The sequence below is a fragment of the Kineococcus anabasis genome (assembly GCF_054590795.1).
Window position 1 is genome coordinate 64,838 of record NZ_BAAIHU010000008.1, and the last position, 15,223, is coordinate 80,060.

Annotated in this window: 12 protein-coding genes; 8 read left to right on the forward strand and 4 right to left on the reverse strand. The window is 74.3% G+C overall.

Annotated features, from left to right (window positions below):
- The first annotated feature begins 239 nt into the window (after positions 1-239).
- From ACYQBY_RS13875 to ACYQBY_RS13900, 6 genes are all read left to right on the forward strand, one after another.
- Positions 240-791, forward strand: coding sequence for a GNAT family N-acetyltransferase (locus tag ACYQBY_RS13875; protein WP_459644463.1), 552 nt, complete (start codon positions 240-242; stop codon positions 789-791).
- Between the two features lie 93 nt (positions 792-884).
- Entirely contained in the window at positions 885-2,018 is a 1,134-nt protein-coding gene (locus ACYQBY_RS13880) for a zinc-binding dehydrogenase (RefSeq protein ID WP_459644464.1), read from the forward strand.
- A gap of 391 nt (positions 2,019-2,409) precedes the next feature.
- Positions 2,410-3,474, forward strand: a complete 1,065-nt coding sequence (locus tag ACYQBY_RS13885; protein WP_459644595.1) for an alkene reductase — start codon at positions 2,410-2,412, stop codon at positions 3,472-3,474.
- A 461-nt stretch (positions 3,475-3,935) separates the two neighbouring features.
- The gene (locus tag ACYQBY_RS13890) at positions 3,936-4,364 is read left to right on the forward strand and encodes a Dabb family protein (RefSeq protein WP_459644465.1); all 429 of its coding nucleotides are present in this window, start codon (positions 3,936-3,938) and stop codon (positions 4,362-4,364) included.
- 153 nt (positions 4,365-4,517) lie between these two features.
- Complete coding sequence (locus ACYQBY_RS13895) at positions 4,518-5,939, forward strand: MFS transporter (protein WP_459644466.1); 1,422 nt, start codon at positions 4,518-4,520, stop codon at positions 5,937-5,939.
- Between the two features lie 131 nt (positions 5,940-6,070).
- The gene (locus tag ACYQBY_RS13900) at positions 6,071-7,183 is read left to right on the forward strand and encodes a glycosyltransferase (RefSeq protein ID WP_459644467.1); all 1,113 of its coding nucleotides are present in this window, start codon (positions 6,071-6,073) and stop codon (positions 7,181-7,183) included.
- Between the two features lie 39 nt (positions 7,184-7,222).
- Here the strand turns inward: ACYQBY_RS13900 and ACYQBY_RS13905 are convergent, their stop codons facing one another.
- From ACYQBY_RS13905 to ACYQBY_RS13920, 4 genes are all read right to left on the reverse strand, one after another.
- On the reverse strand, positions 7,223-8,215 hold the full coding sequence (locus ACYQBY_RS13905; protein WP_459644596.1) for a LacI family DNA-binding transcriptional regulator: 993 nt from the start codon (positions 8,213-8,215) through the stop codon (positions 7,223-7,225).
- A 311-nt stretch (positions 8,216-8,526) separates the two neighbouring features.
- A complete protein-coding gene (locus ACYQBY_RS13910; protein ID WP_459644468.1) occupies positions 8,527-9,864 on the reverse strand; it encodes an ABC transporter substrate-binding protein in 1,338 nt (445 codons plus the stop codon).
- Between the two features lie 85 nt (positions 9,865-9,949).
- Positions 9,950-10,882: a carbohydrate ABC transporter permease gene (locus tag ACYQBY_RS13915; protein ID WP_459644597.1), complete on the reverse strand. Its 933-nt coding sequence runs from the start codon at positions 10,880-10,882 to the stop codon at positions 9,950-9,952.
- Between the two features lie 5 nt (positions 10,883-10,887).
- On the reverse strand, positions 10,888-11,811 hold the full coding sequence (locus ACYQBY_RS13920; protein WP_459644469.1) for a carbohydrate ABC transporter permease: 924 nt from the start codon (positions 11,809-11,811) through the stop codon (positions 10,888-10,890).
- 391 nt (positions 11,812-12,202) lie between these two features.
- Here ACYQBY_RS13920 and ACYQBY_RS13925 point away from each other — a divergent pair, with 391 nt between their 5' ends.
- On the forward strand, positions 12,203-13,216 hold the full coding sequence (locus ACYQBY_RS13925) for a glycoside hydrolase family 5 protein (protein WP_459644470.1): 1,014 nt from the start codon (positions 12,203-12,205) through the stop codon (positions 13,214-13,216).
- Between the two features lie 186 nt (positions 13,217-13,402).
- The gene (locus ACYQBY_RS13930) at positions 13,403-15,193 is read left to right on the forward strand and encodes a glycoside hydrolase family 35 protein (RefSeq protein WP_459644471.1); all 1,791 of its coding nucleotides are present in this window, start codon (positions 13,403-13,405) and stop codon (positions 15,191-15,193) included.
- Positions 15,194-15,223: the final 30 nt, after the last annotated feature.

The window sequence follows — 15,223 nt, forward strand, 5'->3', positions numbered from 1 at the left end:
ACCGGACGCGGACGCCGTGGTGCGCCGCGGGTTCCCCGATCCGTCCACCTGCGCCGCTTGACAGGCACCCCGGGCACCCACCGGACGTCGTCGTCCGGCGGTGCCACGCGCTCCACCGGGTGCGACCGGGCGGGAGTGAGCAGGTGTGGGCGGTTCCCGGTGGGGCCGCGGGACCCGGTGCCGACCGCACCCTGGTGTCCGGCCGGGTCGCGGACACGGCGGAGGCGTGAGGAGGTGACGTGGACGGGAACGGGGAACCCGCCACCGTGGTGACGCTGGGCGTCCGGTCGATGACCGACGCGGAGTTCGGGGCGTGGCACGAGACCCTCGCGCGGTCCTACGCCGGGGAGCAGGTCACCGCCGGGAACCGGCCCCCGGCCGGTGCGCTGGAGGAGGCGCGGCGCGAGATCTCCGACCTCCTGCCCGCCGGTCCCGCGACGGCGGGGATGCTCCTGCTGCGCGGGGTGCGCCCCGACGGGGTGGCCGTGGGTTCGCTGTGGATCGCCCTCGCCCACCCCCGCGGCACCCCGGACTGCGCGTTCCTCTACGACCTCACGGTGGATCCCGGTCACCGCGGCGCGGGCCTGGGCCGCTCCCTGCTGGCGGCCGCCGAGGACGCCGTGCGGGCGGCCGGGGTGGGGGCGCTGATGCTGAACGTGTTCGCGGCCAACACCCGTGCCCGTTCCCTGTACGAGCGCTGCGGCTACGCCGTCGTCACCCAGCAGCTGCGCAGGGACCTGGGCCCACCCGCGGCGCCGTGGCGTCCCGGGGCTCCGGAGGGATCCGGCTGAGCCCGGACGGCCCGGCCGCGTCCTGCAGCCGGGCGAACCGACGACGAATTCCGCACCGCCGCGCGCGGTGCGGACGGGACACGAGGAGGAACCGTGGTCGCTGCCGCGGTGATGACGGAACCGCACCGGCCGCTGGAGGTCCGCGACCTGGAGCTGCCGGAGCTGGAACCCGGTGCGGTGCTGCTGCGCACGCTGGGCAGCGAGGTGTGCGGGACGGACGTGCACCTGTCGAGGGGGCAGCTCGCCGGGGTTCCCTACCCGATCATCCCCGGGCACGTGAGCGTCGGGGAGGTCGCCGCGCTCGGGCCGGGGCCCGTGGCGCTGGACGTGCACGGGGACCCGGTGCGGGTCGGGCAGGTGGTCACGTTCCTCGACGTGATCGGAACCTGCGGGCGCTGCTGGTACTGCACGGTGGCGCACGCCACCACCCGCTGCCCGCACCGCCGGGTGTACGGCGTCACGCTGTCCGCCGACGACGGCCTCCTCGGCGGGTGGGCGGAGTTCGTCCACCTGCTGCCCGGCGCGCACGTCGTCCCGCTCCCGGAGGGCCTGCCGTGGCGGGACTTCCTCGCCGGCGGCTGCGGCCTGCCCACCGCCCTGCACGCCGTCACCCTGGCGGAGGTGCAGTTCGGGGACACCGTGGTGGTGCAGGGCGCCGGGCCCGTCGGGTTGTGCGCGGCGGTCCTGGCGCAGCTGCGGGGCGCGGGGCGGGTCGTGGTCACCGGGGGGCCGGAGGTGCGCCTGGCCGCGGCGCTGCGGTTCGGCGCCGACGTCGTGCTGGACATCGCCGGCACGAGCGCCGCCCAGCGCGAGGAGGCGGTGCGGGAGCTGACCGGTGGGCGCGGCGCCGACGTCACGATCGAGGCCACCGGTGTGCCCGGGGCGGTTCCCGAGGGGATGCGGCTGACGCGCGACGCCGGGCGGTACGTCGTGGTGGGCCAGTACACGGACGCGGGGACGGCCACGTTCAACCCGCACCTGGACCTGAACCGCAGGCACCTCGACGTGCGCGGCTGCTGGGGCAGCGACGTGGGCCACCTCGTGCGCGCGGTGCAGGTCGTGCACCGCTACGGCCGGTGGTTCGGCTGGGGCGGGCTCGTCTCGCACGAGTACGGCCTGCACGAGGCGCAGCGGGCGCTGGACGACGTCGCCGCGCAGCGCGTGGTCAAGGCGCTCGTCGTGCCGGGGGCGGCGGAACCGCGGGTTCCGCTGCCGGCGGCGGGGTGAGCGCGTGAGCCGGTCCCGCGCTCCCGGCGAGCGGCGGGGCGGCGCCCTCCCCGCGGGTCGCGGGGAGGAAGAACAGGTCCCCCGAGGCGCAGGCGGTGCGCCCCCGGGTCGCGCGGTGGTTCCCGTCCTCGTCGCTCCGTCGCACGTGGACCTCCTCCGGAATCGCTGGTGCACCGAGGTTGACAGACAGGTCCGTCTAGGTCAAGGCTTCCGAAATCACCGGGCGGAGGCCGAACGGCAGAAGCGAACGGGGGCAACGCCTCTGCGCCCGGCGGAGCACCGGGACCCCCTCCCGGGACGACCGAAGGAGACCACCGTGAGCACCTCCGCGCCGACCCTCCTGTTCAGCCCGGTGCGGCTGGGCGACCTCGCGCTGCCGCACCGGCTGGCGATGTCGCCGATGACCCGGAACCGGGCCCGGCCCGACGGCACCCCGAGCGAGCTGATGGCCCGCTACTACGGTCAGCGCGCCTCCCTCGGCCTCGTCATCAGCGAGGGGACGCAGCCCTCGCCCGAGGGCCAGGGTTACGCCCTGACGCCCGGGCTGCACACGTCCGCGCACGTCCGGGGCTGGCGCCGCGTCGCCGACGCCGTCCACGCCGGCGGCGGCAGGCTCGTCGTCCAGCTGGTGCACGCCGGGCGCATCGCGCACCCGGACAACACCCTCCACCGCCGCCGGCCGGTCGCACCCTCCCCCGTGCGGCCGGCCGGTCACATCCACACCGCCTCCGGTCCGCAGCCGGTACCCGTCCCCCGGGAGCTCTCGACCCGGGAGATCGTCTCGGTCGTGGACGACTTCCGGCAGGCGGCGGCCCTGGCCGTCGAGGCGGGCGCCGACGGCGTGGAGATCCACGGCGCGAACGGCTACCTGGTGCACCAGTTCCTCGCGACCGGCACCAACCGGCGCACCGACGACTACGGCGGAACGGTCCCGAACCGCATCCGCTTCGCCGTCCGGGTCGCCGCCGCGGTGGCGGCGGAGATCGGCCCGGGCCGGGTGGGTTTCCGCATCTCGCCGGGCAACCCCTTCAACGACATCACCGAGGAGGACACCACCGCCCTGTACACCGCGCTGGTCCCCGTCCTCGACCCGCTCGGCCTGGCCTACCTGCACGTGCTGCACACCGGGGACGACAGGCTCCTCGCGACCCTGCGCGGCCTGTGGTCCCACCCGCTCGTGCTGAACCGCGCGGGCGCACCGCTGCACGAGCGGTTCGCCGACCTGGAGGACGGCACGGCCGACGTCGTGGCCGTGGGCACCGCCGCCCTCGCCAACCCGGACCTGCCGGAGCGCCTGCGCACCGGAGCACCCCTGAACGAGCCTGACCCCACCACCTTCTACGGCGGGGACGCGCGCGGCTACACCGACTACCCGACCTCGGCAGGGGTTCCGGCCGCCCGCACCGGGGCGCCGGCACCCGCCGCGGGAACCCGGACCGGAGGCGTGCGGACCTGAGGTGTCCCGGTCCGCACGCCTCCCCGCAACCGGGCGCCCACCGCCGGCGCCGGGATCTCCTCCACACCCTGTGCAGGAGCCTGTGCACACCGGAGGTGCTGTGCCGCAGCGGAGGAACCACACGGAGGGGGCGGTGGGTGGTGGCTCCCGCGCTCGTTCCCACGCAGTTCCCGCGCTCGTTCCCACGAGGGTCCGCCGAAGGTTCCGGCCGGGTCCGCCGGAAGTGCCGGCACCGGTCCACCCGGCGGTCGCTTGCCACGGCCGCGGCACCGGTCTAATGTGACTGACGAGTCACTTACTACATGAGGAAGGAACCCGCCCTCCCCCACCCGCCCCGGGGCACGGCGTGGCCCGGACCCCCCGCGATCGCCGGAACCCGGGGACGGGCGGGGCACCCCGCACCACGGCGGCCGCACGACCGTGCGGCCGCACCACCGAACCACCACACCGAGGAGACAGCCGTGATCTTCCACACCATCCGTTTCTCGTTCCGCCCCGACGCCCCGCAGGACAAGATCGACGCCGCGATGGCGAACCTGCGCCTGCAGGGCGAGGTCATCGGGTCGGTGAAGTCCTTCGCCGTCGGCCCGCACGTCGGAGAGGGTTTCGACGCCGGCGCGACGTTCCTCATCGAGGACATCGCCGGCTACGAGGAGTACATGCTCCACCCGACGCACCGGAAGACCGACGAGCTCGGCCTGCCGCTGGTGCAGGACATGGTCTCCTTCGACATCGTCGACGACGCCGACCCGGACATCGAGGCGAAGATCAAGAAGATCCACGCCGACCGCTTCGCCGGTGACCGCGAGCTGCTCGGGCTCATCGAGGGGCTCGGCTCCTACGAGGGCAGCGTGGCCGGCCACTCCGGCGCGGCCGGCACCGGGCGCTGAGCACCGCGACCGCGGCGGACCTCCCCGCGGCGACCCCGACCGGAGGCGTGCGGGCCAGGAGGGTCCCGGCCCGCACGCCTCCCCCGGGACCCGTGCTGCGCGCACCACCGGTCCCCGGCACGAGAGCCCCCCAGCCCGAGAGGCGGCACCACCATGAGCAGCACCGCACCCGGCAGCACCGCACCCGCCGGCACAGCGCCCGCGCCCGGCAGGACCGGGCAGGTCCCCGACCCGCCGACCCCCGACCCGCCGACCCCGGACCCACCACAGGACGCCGGGCGCGTCTCGCTGCTCCTCGGGACGCTGTTCGGCCTGGCCGTCAGCGGTTCCTCGGCGGCCGCGGTGGTCCTGCCCACCACCGCCGCCGACCTCGGCGTGGAGCGCTCCGCCGCCGCCTGGGTCCTCAGCGGCTACGCGGTCATGCTCGCCGTGTTCACGCCCGTCTTCGGGCGCACCGCCGACCAGATCGGCATCCGCACGCCCTTCGTGACCGGCCTGCTCGCCATGAGCGCCGGGGCCCTCGCCGCCGCGGCCGCCACCACGCCCGCGGTGCTCATCACCGCGCGGTTCGTGCAGGGCGCGGGTGCGGCGTCGATCACCGTGCTGGCCGCCGCCCTCCTCAGCGCCCGCTACAGCGGCCGGGTCCGCGCCGCCGCGCTCGGCCGCGTGGCGGGCATCGGCGCGGCCCTCAGCGCCGCCGCGCCCCTGCTGGGCGGGGTGCTGGAGAGCCAGGTCGGCTGGCGGCCCGTGATGGCGCTGCCCGCGGTGGCCCTCCTGCTCGTCCCCGCCCTGGCGCGCCTCGCGCCCCGCGAGGGCGGCGGCGGCAGGTTCGACCTGCCCGGCGCCGTGTACGTCACCGCCACCGCCGGCGGTGCCGTCCTGCTGGCGCAGGCACCCTCCGGCGGCGCGGCCATCGCCGTGCCCGGGGCCCTGCTGGTGCTGGCCGGCCTGCCGCTGCTCGTGCGGCACGTGCGCCGCAACAGCGACGGGTTCCTCCCCCGCCGGGTCGTCACCGACCGCGGCGTCCTGCTGCCGGCCGTCGCGGGAGCCGGTCTGCCCGCGGCCTGGTTCGCGATGCTCTTCGCCCTGCCCACCACGCTCGCACTGCGGGGCTGGAGCCCGCTGACCACGGGCGCGGCCATGGTCCCGGCCGCGGCCGTGGCCCTGCTCGCCACCCGCACCGCCCGGCCCGTCCTCGGCAGGCTCGGCACCGGCCGCACCCTCGCGGCCAGCGCCGCGGTCGCCGTCTGCGCCCTGCTGCTGGCCGCGCTGGGGCAGTTCCTGTCCTCGCCCGCGCTGCTCGTCGTCGCCTTCACCGCGGTGGCGGTCGCCTTCAGCCACGGCCAGCCCGCGATGCTCGCCCAGGTCGGCGCCGCGACCGGGGAGGAGGTGCGGGGCATCGCCCTCGGCATCGCCACGCTGGTCTTCCTCGTCGGCGGCGCCGTCGGCTCGGCCTTCGTCGGAGGGCTGGACGGGGTGGTGCCGGGGTGGGCCGTCCTGCTGGTCACCGCCGCGGTCCCCGCCGTGAGCCTGGCCGCCGCCCTGCTCGGCACCCGCCCCGCACCCCGCACCTGACGTCCCGGACGCGTCCCCGAACGCCCCGGCCCCGAACGCCCGGTCACGGCACCCACCCTCCCCCGCGGTGCCGTGACCGGGTGCACCGCTCCACCCCGCTCACCCCGCACCACCGATCCCCAGGAGAACCCGTGCGCGTCCTGTTCACCGCCGTCCCGGCCCACGGCCACCTGCTGCCCCTGCTCCCCCTGGCGCGCGCCGCGCGCACCGCGGGGGCCGACGTCGTCGTCTCGGCGCACGAGGCGCTGGCGGGCGTCGTCGGGGACCTGCCGTTCACGCCGTCCGGTCCGTCGCTGCCCGCGCTGGTGGCCGAGAACGCCCGGCGCAACGCCGGCGCCGGGCCCGCCGACCTCGCCGACACCGGCCCGATCGTCGACATGTTCACCGGCACCCGCGTCGAGATGTCGTTCGACGCCCTCCTGGACGTGGCCCGCACCTGCGCGCCCGACCTCGTCGTCGCCGACTCCACGGACTTCGTCGCGCCCCTCGTCGCCGCCGCCCTGGGGGTTCCCCGGGTGGCCTTCTCCGTCACGACGGCCCTGGACCCGTTGCTGGAGAAAGGTTTCGAGGAGGGTCTCGCGGATCGCCTGCGGGAGAGAGGGCTGCCCGAGGTGCCGCGCCGGGCGCTGGTCGACGCGTGGCCGGCGTGGCTGCAACCCGACGGGTACGTGCAGCCGGCGGACGTCCTGCCGATCCGCCCCGAGGCGCACGACGAGCCCGCCGCCACCGGGCACGGCGCACGCTTCCCCGGCCGCGAGCACCTGCCGACCGTCCTGCTGACCCTGGGCACGGTGGTCGGGGACCGCGACCTCCACCTCGCCGCGCTGGAGGGGGTGCTGCGCCGGGACGTCAACGTCCTGCTCACCGCGCCCGCCGGGACCGCGCCCGCGGAGCTCGACGTCCCGGCGGACCGCGTCCACGTCACCGGTTTCACGCCGCTGGCGAGGCTGCTGCCCGGGGTGTCGGCGGTGGTCGCCGCGGGCGGGGCGGGCACCGTCCTGGGCGCCCTCACCCACGGCGTCCCCCTGGTGCTGATGCCGGTGCTGGCCGACCAGCCCCTCATCGCCGAGCGCGTCGCCGCCTCCGGCGCGGCGGTCGCGTGCGCGCGGCCGGAGGACCTCGGCGAGGGCGTCGGCCTGGTGCTCGGGGAGAACTCCTACCGCGACGCGGCTCGGCGCCAGGCGGCCTGCCTGGCGCAGGTCCCCTCCCCCGCCGAGGTGTGGCGCCGCCTCGGCGGGAGCTGAGCGGTCGCCCGGCCGGCGGGATGCCCGCCGGCCGTGCGCTCAGGCGCCGGGAGGCGGTGGCGCCGTGCTCTGCCGCACCACCAGCCGGGTGGGGACGAGCGTGGTGCCGTGCCCGGCGCTGCCGGTGCGGATCTGGCGCAGCACGGCGTCGACGCAGCGGCGCCCCACCTCCGCGAAGTCCTGGTGGACGGTGGTGAGGGGCGGGATGAAGTCGGCGGCGTCGGCGCTGTCGTCGAAACCCACGACGCTGACGTCGCGCGGCACCACCCGGCCCCGCTCGTGGAAGGCGCGCAGCAGGCCGAGGGCCATCTGGTCGTTGGCGGCGAAGACGGCGGTGCACTCCGGGTCGTCGGCCAGCCGGAGCCCCGCCGCGTAGCCCGACTCCGCGGACCAGTCCCCGCGCAGCATCGGCGGCGCGGGCCGGCCGGCGGCCTGCAGCGTCTCCCGCCACGCCGCGGCCCGCCCCTCCGCGGCGTAGGAGTCCTCGGGCCCGGCGACGTGCCGGACGGTGCGGTGGCCCAGCTCCAGGAGGTGCTCCACCGCCTGGCGGGCACCGTCGGCCTGGTCGGTGTCGACCACCGCGTGGCGGTCGCCGGCGTTGGAGTCGACGACGACGGCGTGCAGGTTCGGCGGCAGGGAGACCACCGCCGTGTCGAGGAGGTGGACCTCCATGATGACGACGACACCGTCGACGGCGAGCTCCTCCAGGCGGGAGAAGCCCCCCCGCACCCCGGCCTCCGTGGGCGCCGCGATGGGGATGACCGTGATGGCGTACCCCTCGCGCGCCGCTGACGTGGCGATCGCGTCGAGGGTGCGCATGTTGCCCGTCGTGGACAGCGTGAAGAGGAGGACGCCGATCGTGCGGAACTCGCCGTACTTCAGCGCCCGCGCGGCCCCGTTGGGGCGGTAGCCCAGCTCGTGCATCGAGCGGAGCACGACCTCGCGGGTCTCGGGGACGACACCCTCGTAGCCGTTGGAGACGCGGGAGACGGTCTGGGCGGACACCCCGGCGTGCCGGGCGACGTCCGCCATGGACACCCGGCGCGGGCGGGCCTCCGGCACGGCCTGCCGGGGCAGGCCGCGGTCCGCGGTCCCGCCACGCCCGGGAGCACCGCCCCTGCCGGGCCGGTCCGTCGTCGCAGGTGCCTCCACGGCTGTCTCCTCCACCGGTCCGCGACGGCGCCGGCGGGCTGCCCCCCCGCTCATACCGTCGCAACATACAGAACGATCGGCCCGCGGGACCCGGCCTGGAGGGCCGGATCCGGACCGGGCGCACCCGCCGCGGGTGCGGCGGGTGCGCGGGGGGCCGGGCGGGGGCTGCTCACCCGCCCGGCCCCCCGGTCTCACCTGACCGTGAAGCCCTGCTGGCCGGCGTACTTCTCCGACGCGGTGCCCCAGGCCTGCAGGCCCTCGGCGAGCGTGGTCTGGCCCAGGTAGGCCTTGCCGACGCTGTCCTTGTAGATGCTGTTCGCGTAGACCTGGAAGGGCAGGTACGACCAGCCGGGCACGACGTTCGCGGCCGACTCGGCGAAGACCTCGTTGGCCTGCTGCCCGCCGAAGTACTCGAACGGCGCGTCGAGGAACGCCGGGTCGTTCAGCTCCTTCGTCGTCGCCGGGAAGGCCCCGCCCGCGATGCGGGTCGCCACGCCCTTGCCGGCGTTGGCGTACTCCAGGAACCCGTAGGCCAGGGCCTGCTTCTCGCTGGCCGCGGGCACGGCCAGGGAGCTGCCGCCGTTCTCGGCCGTCGCCTTGCCGCCCTTCTCCCACTGCGGCATGGGGGCGACGCGCCACTTGCCCTTCGACTGCTCGGCCGGCGTGAAGTTGGCGGGCATCCAGGCGCCGGTCACCAGGGTGGCGATGGTGCCGTCACCGAGGCCCTTGTACCACTCGTCGCTCCAGCCGTCGATGTCCGAGAGGAGCTTCTCGTCGACCAGCGTCTGCCAGGTCTGCGCGAACTTCTGCGTCGCGGGGTCGGAGAAGTCCACGCCCACGTTCGTGCCGTCGACCTGGTACGGCTTGCCGCCGGCCTGCCAGATCATGCTGGTGGTGAAGCCCGCGTCGCCGGTGTCGCTGGTGATGTAGGCGTTCGGGTCGGCGGCGTGCAGCTTGCGCGCGGCGTCCAGGTACTCGTCCCAGGTGGTCGGGACGGCGATCTGGTGCTTGGTGAACAGCTCCTCGTTGTAGAAGAGCGCCATCGGCCCGGAGTCCATGGGCAGGCCGTAGACGGCGTCGCCCGACCTCACGGCCGACCACGGGCCGGGGGTGAAGGTCCCGTCCAGGTCGGCGGCGCCGAACTGCGAGAGGTCGGCCAGCGACTTGCCGAGGCCGAACTGCGGGAGGGCGTAGTACTCGACCTGCGCGACGTCCGGGACGCCCTTGCCCGCCGAGACGGCGTTCTGCAGCGCGGTGTACTGGTCGTTGCCGGTGCCGGCGTTGACCAGCTTCACCTTCACCTTCGGGTGCTCGGCCTGGAAGTCGGCGATGACCTGCTCCAGGGTGGGCTCCCAGGCCCAGACGGTGATCTCCCCGCCCTCGGCCAGCGCCTTCTCGACGGCCGCGTGGCCGGTCTCCGCCGTGCCACCGGTGGAGCCGCTGTCGGTGCCGCCGCAGGCGGCGGTGAGGGTGAGCGCACCCAGGAGGGCTGCGCCCTTGAGGATCGTGCGGCGACGCTGCCAGGTCATGGTCTTGTCCGATCTCGCGTGGTGGGGCGGTGGGTGCCCACCGGCCGGTGGGCGTCTCGTGCGGTGGTGCGGGGGTGCGGGGTCCTCACTCCTTGACGCTCCCGCTGGCGAGACCTGCCTGCCAGTAGCGCTGCAGGAGCAGGAACGCCGCCACGAGGGGCAGGATGGTGAGGAGGGATGCGGTGATCACCAGGTGGAACACCGGCTCGCCGCCGGCCGTGGCGGCCTGGTCGTTCCAGAAGTTCAGCCCGAGGGTGAGCGGGTACCAGTCCGGGTCCTTGAGCATGATGAGCGGCAGGAAGTAGTTGTTCCACGTGGCCACGACGGCGAACAGCAGGACGGTCACGATGCCCGGGCCCAGCAGCGGCAGGCAGATCTGGAAGAACGTCCGGAACTCCCCGGCGCCGTCGACGCGGGCCGCCTCGATCAGCTCGTCGGGGATCGCCTCGGACGCGAACGTCCACATGAGGTAGAGCCCGAACGGTGAGACCAGCGAGGGGATGATGACGGACAGCGGGTTGTTCGTGAGTCCCAGCTGGCTGAACATCAGGAACGTCGGCACGGCCAGGGCGGTGCCGGGGACGGCGACCGCGCCGAGCACGACGGCGTAGACGGCCTTCTTGCCGGCGAAGTCGAACTTGGCGAGGGCGTACCCGCCGAGGACGGCCAGGACGGTGGCGCCGCCCGCGCCGGCCACGACGTACAGCAGCGTGTTGGCGAACCAGCGCAGGAAGATGCCGTCGTCGTGGGTGAGCGTCTGGCGGATGTTGTCCCACAGCGCGAACTCGGAGTCGAACCACAGGCCGAAGGACCGGAAGAGGCCCGGCTGGGTCTTCGTCGCGTTGACCACGAGCCAGAACAGCGGGAGCAGGCTGTAGACCAGGACGAGGCCGGTCAGGGCGGTGAGCAGCGCGCTGCGTCGCGGGGTGTCGCGGGAGTACCGGCGCGGTGCGCGGACCGGGCGGGTGGAGGGCCTGGCGGGCGCGGGCCGCGCGGCGCCGGCCGGGGGTGTGGTCACGGTGCTCACGCCATCGCCCCCTTGCGCATCCCGCGGAGCTGGACGACGTAGGCGACGATCATCGTGAGGACGCCCATCACGATCGCGACGGCCGCGGAGTAGTTGTACTGCTGCCCGGCGAAGGAGAGCGAGTAGGCGTACATGTTCGGCGTGTAGAACGACGTGATGGAGTTCGAGGCGAGCGACTGCAGGATCGCGGGCTCGTTGAACAGCTGGAAGCTGCCGATGATCGAGAAGATCGTGGCGATGACGAGCGCACCGCGGATGGCGGGGAGCTTGATGGCCGTGACGACCCGGAGCGGGCCGGCACCGTCGATCTCCGCGGCCTCGTAGAGCGACCTCGGGACCACCTGGAGGGCGGAGTAGAAGATCAGCATGTTGTAGCCCACGAACTCCCAGGTGACGATGTTGCCGATGGACAGGAGCACGAGGGAGGGCGAGAGCGGGTCGGGCAGGTCCACCCCGAGGCCCCGGTTGAGACCGCCGACGAGCCCGAAGCGGTCGCCGTAGATGAACCCCCACATGAGCGCGGCCACCACGGCGGGCACCGCGTACGGGAGGAACACCCCGATCCGGAAGAAGCTGCGGCCGTGGAGGCGTCCGCTGTCGACGGCGAGGGCGACGGCGAGGGCGATGCCCAGCATCACCGGCACCTGGACCGCGAGGAACAGCGTCACCCGGACCACACCGGCCCAGAACTGCGGGTCCTGCACGACCTGCGCGTAGTTGGCGAGGCCGACGAAGGCGGTGCCGCCGACGAGCTGGGTGCGGAAGAGGCTCAGCACGAGCGCGTAGACGATGGGGGCGAGGAACGTCAGGGCGAAGACGAGCATGAACGGCGCCATGAACGCCCAGCCCGCCAGCGAGCGCCGGCTGGTGGTGGCGACGGGTCTCCGGCGGACGACCCTGGGTGGTGCGGCGGTCGTCATGACGGCCTCCTCGCGCACGACGTCGTGGGTGTTTGCGCAAACATTCCGCAACAGCGCCGATGTTTGCGTAAACACGGGGTGAGAGGATGGTGCACCTCGAGCCCGTCCGAGTCAAACCCCTCTCCCGGCCCGTTACCGACATGTCACCCGGACGGGTGGCGGGGACGGCTCACGCCCGCACTTGACGCCCGCAGGCGTCGTGCTCACACTTCGCTGGTGACCGGCCGGGGCGGTGCCCCGGCGGCGACGGGACCCGAGCAGCCGGTTCCTCGCCGGGACGCCGCCCACACCTCTTCCGTGTCCTGACCGCCGCACCCGCGGCGCCCGCGTCCCGCCGGTCCCCCCTCCCCGCGCCCCGGTGCGGACCCCACCCGAGATCGATGGAGATCCCGTGACCCGAACTCCCCGCGCCCCCCGCCTCTCCCGCCGCCTGCGCGCCGCCCTCGTGGCGGTCCTCGTGACCCCCCTGGTGGCCTCGGTGCCGGCGGCGACGCCGTCGAGCGCCGCGACCAACACCTTCCGCGGGGTCAACTGGGCGGACGAGCGCGACAACTACGTCAACGGCTGGGTCATCCCGACCGGCCTGACCGCCTCCGACAGCTACTCCACCGTGCGCACGAAGGCGCGCGGCATCCTGACCGACTTCCGCGGCAAGCTCGGCGCCAACACGCTGCGGCTACCGGTCAACCCGTACACCGTCAACTCCGACTGGTGGGGCCGGTACAAGGGCACCGTCGACGAAGCCCTGGCCCAGAACATGAAGGTCGTCCTGAGCTACTGGGAGGCCAACGACAACAAGAACGGCGTGGTCGACGACACCGCGGCGTTCAACGCCATGTGGGACCGCGTCGTGCGGGACTACGGCGGCAACGGCAACGTCTACTTCGAGATCATGAACGAGCCGTTCGGCTACAGCCTCAGCAGCTGGGTCTCGCTGACCTCGCAGTGGCTCTCCCGGCACCCCGGCGTCCCGCGCGGCCGGGTGATCATCAGCGGCACCGGGTACAACGACGACGTGACCGGCGTGTGCGCCGCCGGCGCCCTCAACGGCACCCTGCTGTCCCTGCACTTCTACGGGTACTGGAACACCTACACCACCCGGGACCGGTGGACCGCCGACCTCAGCCGCCGCGTCGGGAACTGCGCCGCCCGCACGATCATCGACGAGACCGGCGCGCCGATGACGACGGGCATCAACTACTCCGCCGGCCACCAGGACGGCAACCAGTTCTCGTCGTACTTCGCCGCGACCACCGACTTCGCCCGGAGCCGGCAGATGGGCGTGATCTACTGGCCGGGGCTGCGCGCCAACGACAGCTACTCCCTCACCCGGCAGAGCGGCACGGGCCTCGCGGTCAACAACGCCTCCGGTGTCGCCCAGCTCCGCTGGGGCTGGGGGCTCTGACCCGGCTCACCCACCGGAACCACCACCCGCCGTCGGACGGTTGACGGGCGGGGCCGACGCAGGGACGATCTGCGCAGGCATGTTTGCGCAAACATCTGGTCGACCCGGCCGGATCAACCGGACCCCGGTGCCTCCCGGCGACACGCGCCGCCGGGAGGGCCCGAGGACGAGCAGAGGAGCAGAACGGTGAGCACTTTCGAGATCGGCGAGGAGGACTTCCTGCTCGACGGGCAGCCGTTCCGCGTCCTGTCCGGTGCGCTGCACTACTTCCGGATCCACCCCGGCCACTGGGCCGACCGGATCCACAAGGCCCGTCTCATGGGTCTCAACACCATCGAGACCTACGTCGCGTGGAACGCGCACTCCCCCACCCGCGGGGAGTTCCGGCTCGACGGCGGCCTCGACCTCGGCCGCTTCCTCGACCTCGTCGCCGCCGAGGGCATGCACGCCATCGTCCGGCCGGGCCCGTACATCTGCGCCGAGTGGTACAACGGCGGCCTCCCCGCCTGGCTCTTCGAGGACGGCGAGACCGGTGTGCGGCGCTGCGAGCCCCGCTTCCTGGAGGCGATCCAGGAGTACTACTCGGCGCTGGCGCCCGTGATCGTCCCCCGCCAGGCCGACCGCGGCGGCCCCGTGGTCCTCGTGCAGGTGGAGAACGAGTACGGCGCCTACGGCGACGACGCGGAGTACCTGCGCACCCTCACCCGCATGACGCGGGACATCGGCGTCACCGTCCCGCTCACCACCGTGGACCAGCCGACCGACGAGATGCTGCGCAACGGCAGCATCCCCGGCCTGCACCGAACCGCCTCCTTCGGCTCCCGCTCCCTGGAGCGGCTGAAGAAGCTCCGGGAGCACCAGCCGACCGGGCCGCTGATGTGCTCGGAGTTCTGGGACGGCTGGTTCGACAACTGGGGCGGGCACCACCACACCACCTCCGCGGAGCAGGCGGCGGCCGACCTCGACGACCTGCTCTCCCTCGGCGCCTCCGTCAACGTGTACATGGTCCACGGCGGCACCAACTTCGGGACCACCAACGGCGCAAACCACAAGGGCACCTACACGCCGACCGTCACCAGCTACGACTACGACGCGGCCCTCGACGAGGCCGGTGAGCCGACCGCGAAGTTCTGGGCCATGCGCGACGTCCTCGCCCGCCACACGCAGGTGCCCGAGTACGACGTGCCCACCGCCGCACCGGGGCCCGCCTTCCGCGTCCCCGTCAGCACCACGCGGCCGCTGGCCGAGGCGCTCGGCGAGGTGGGCACCGCGGCCGACCACGACGAGGTGCCCACCCTGGACGTCGCCGGCCGCGACGCCGGCTACCCGGTGCTGGCCCTGTACCGCGCCGAGCTGCCCGGCGACGGGGGGCCCGGCGTGCTGGAGCTCGGCGAGGTCCGCGACCGCGCCCAGGTGTTCGTGGACGGCGCACCTGTCGGGGTGCTGTCCCGCGACGCCCACGAGCGCGCCCTGCCCCTGCCCGCCGGCCGGGTCGTCGAGCTCCTCGTGGAGGACCTCGGGCGGGTCAACTACGGCCCGCACATCGGCGAGCAGAAGGGGCTCATCGGGCCGGTGCTCCTGGACGGGCGGCCCGTGCGGAACTGGTCCGTGCGCCCGCTGGAGCTCGAGCGCTTCCCGGCCGCCGCGCGCCGCGGCCCCTCCCCGGTGCCCGGGGGGGCGATCGCCGGGCCGGCGCTCCTCGGCGCCACCTTCGACCTGCCCCCGGGGGCCGAACCCGGCCGCGACGCCTGGACCGGCGACCTGTTCCTCAGCACCCGCGGCTGGGGCAAGGGCATCGCCTGGCTGAACGGTTTCTGCCTGGGCCGCTACTGGTCCCGGGGCCCGCAGCGCACGCTCTACGTGCCCGGCCCCCTCGTGCGCCACGAGGCCAACGAGCTCGTGCTCCTCGAACTCCACGTCGGACGGCCCGACGTGGAGTTCGTCTCCTCCCTCGACCTCGGGCACACCGAGGCCTGAGCACCCCGGCTCCCGGGGCCCACGAACCTC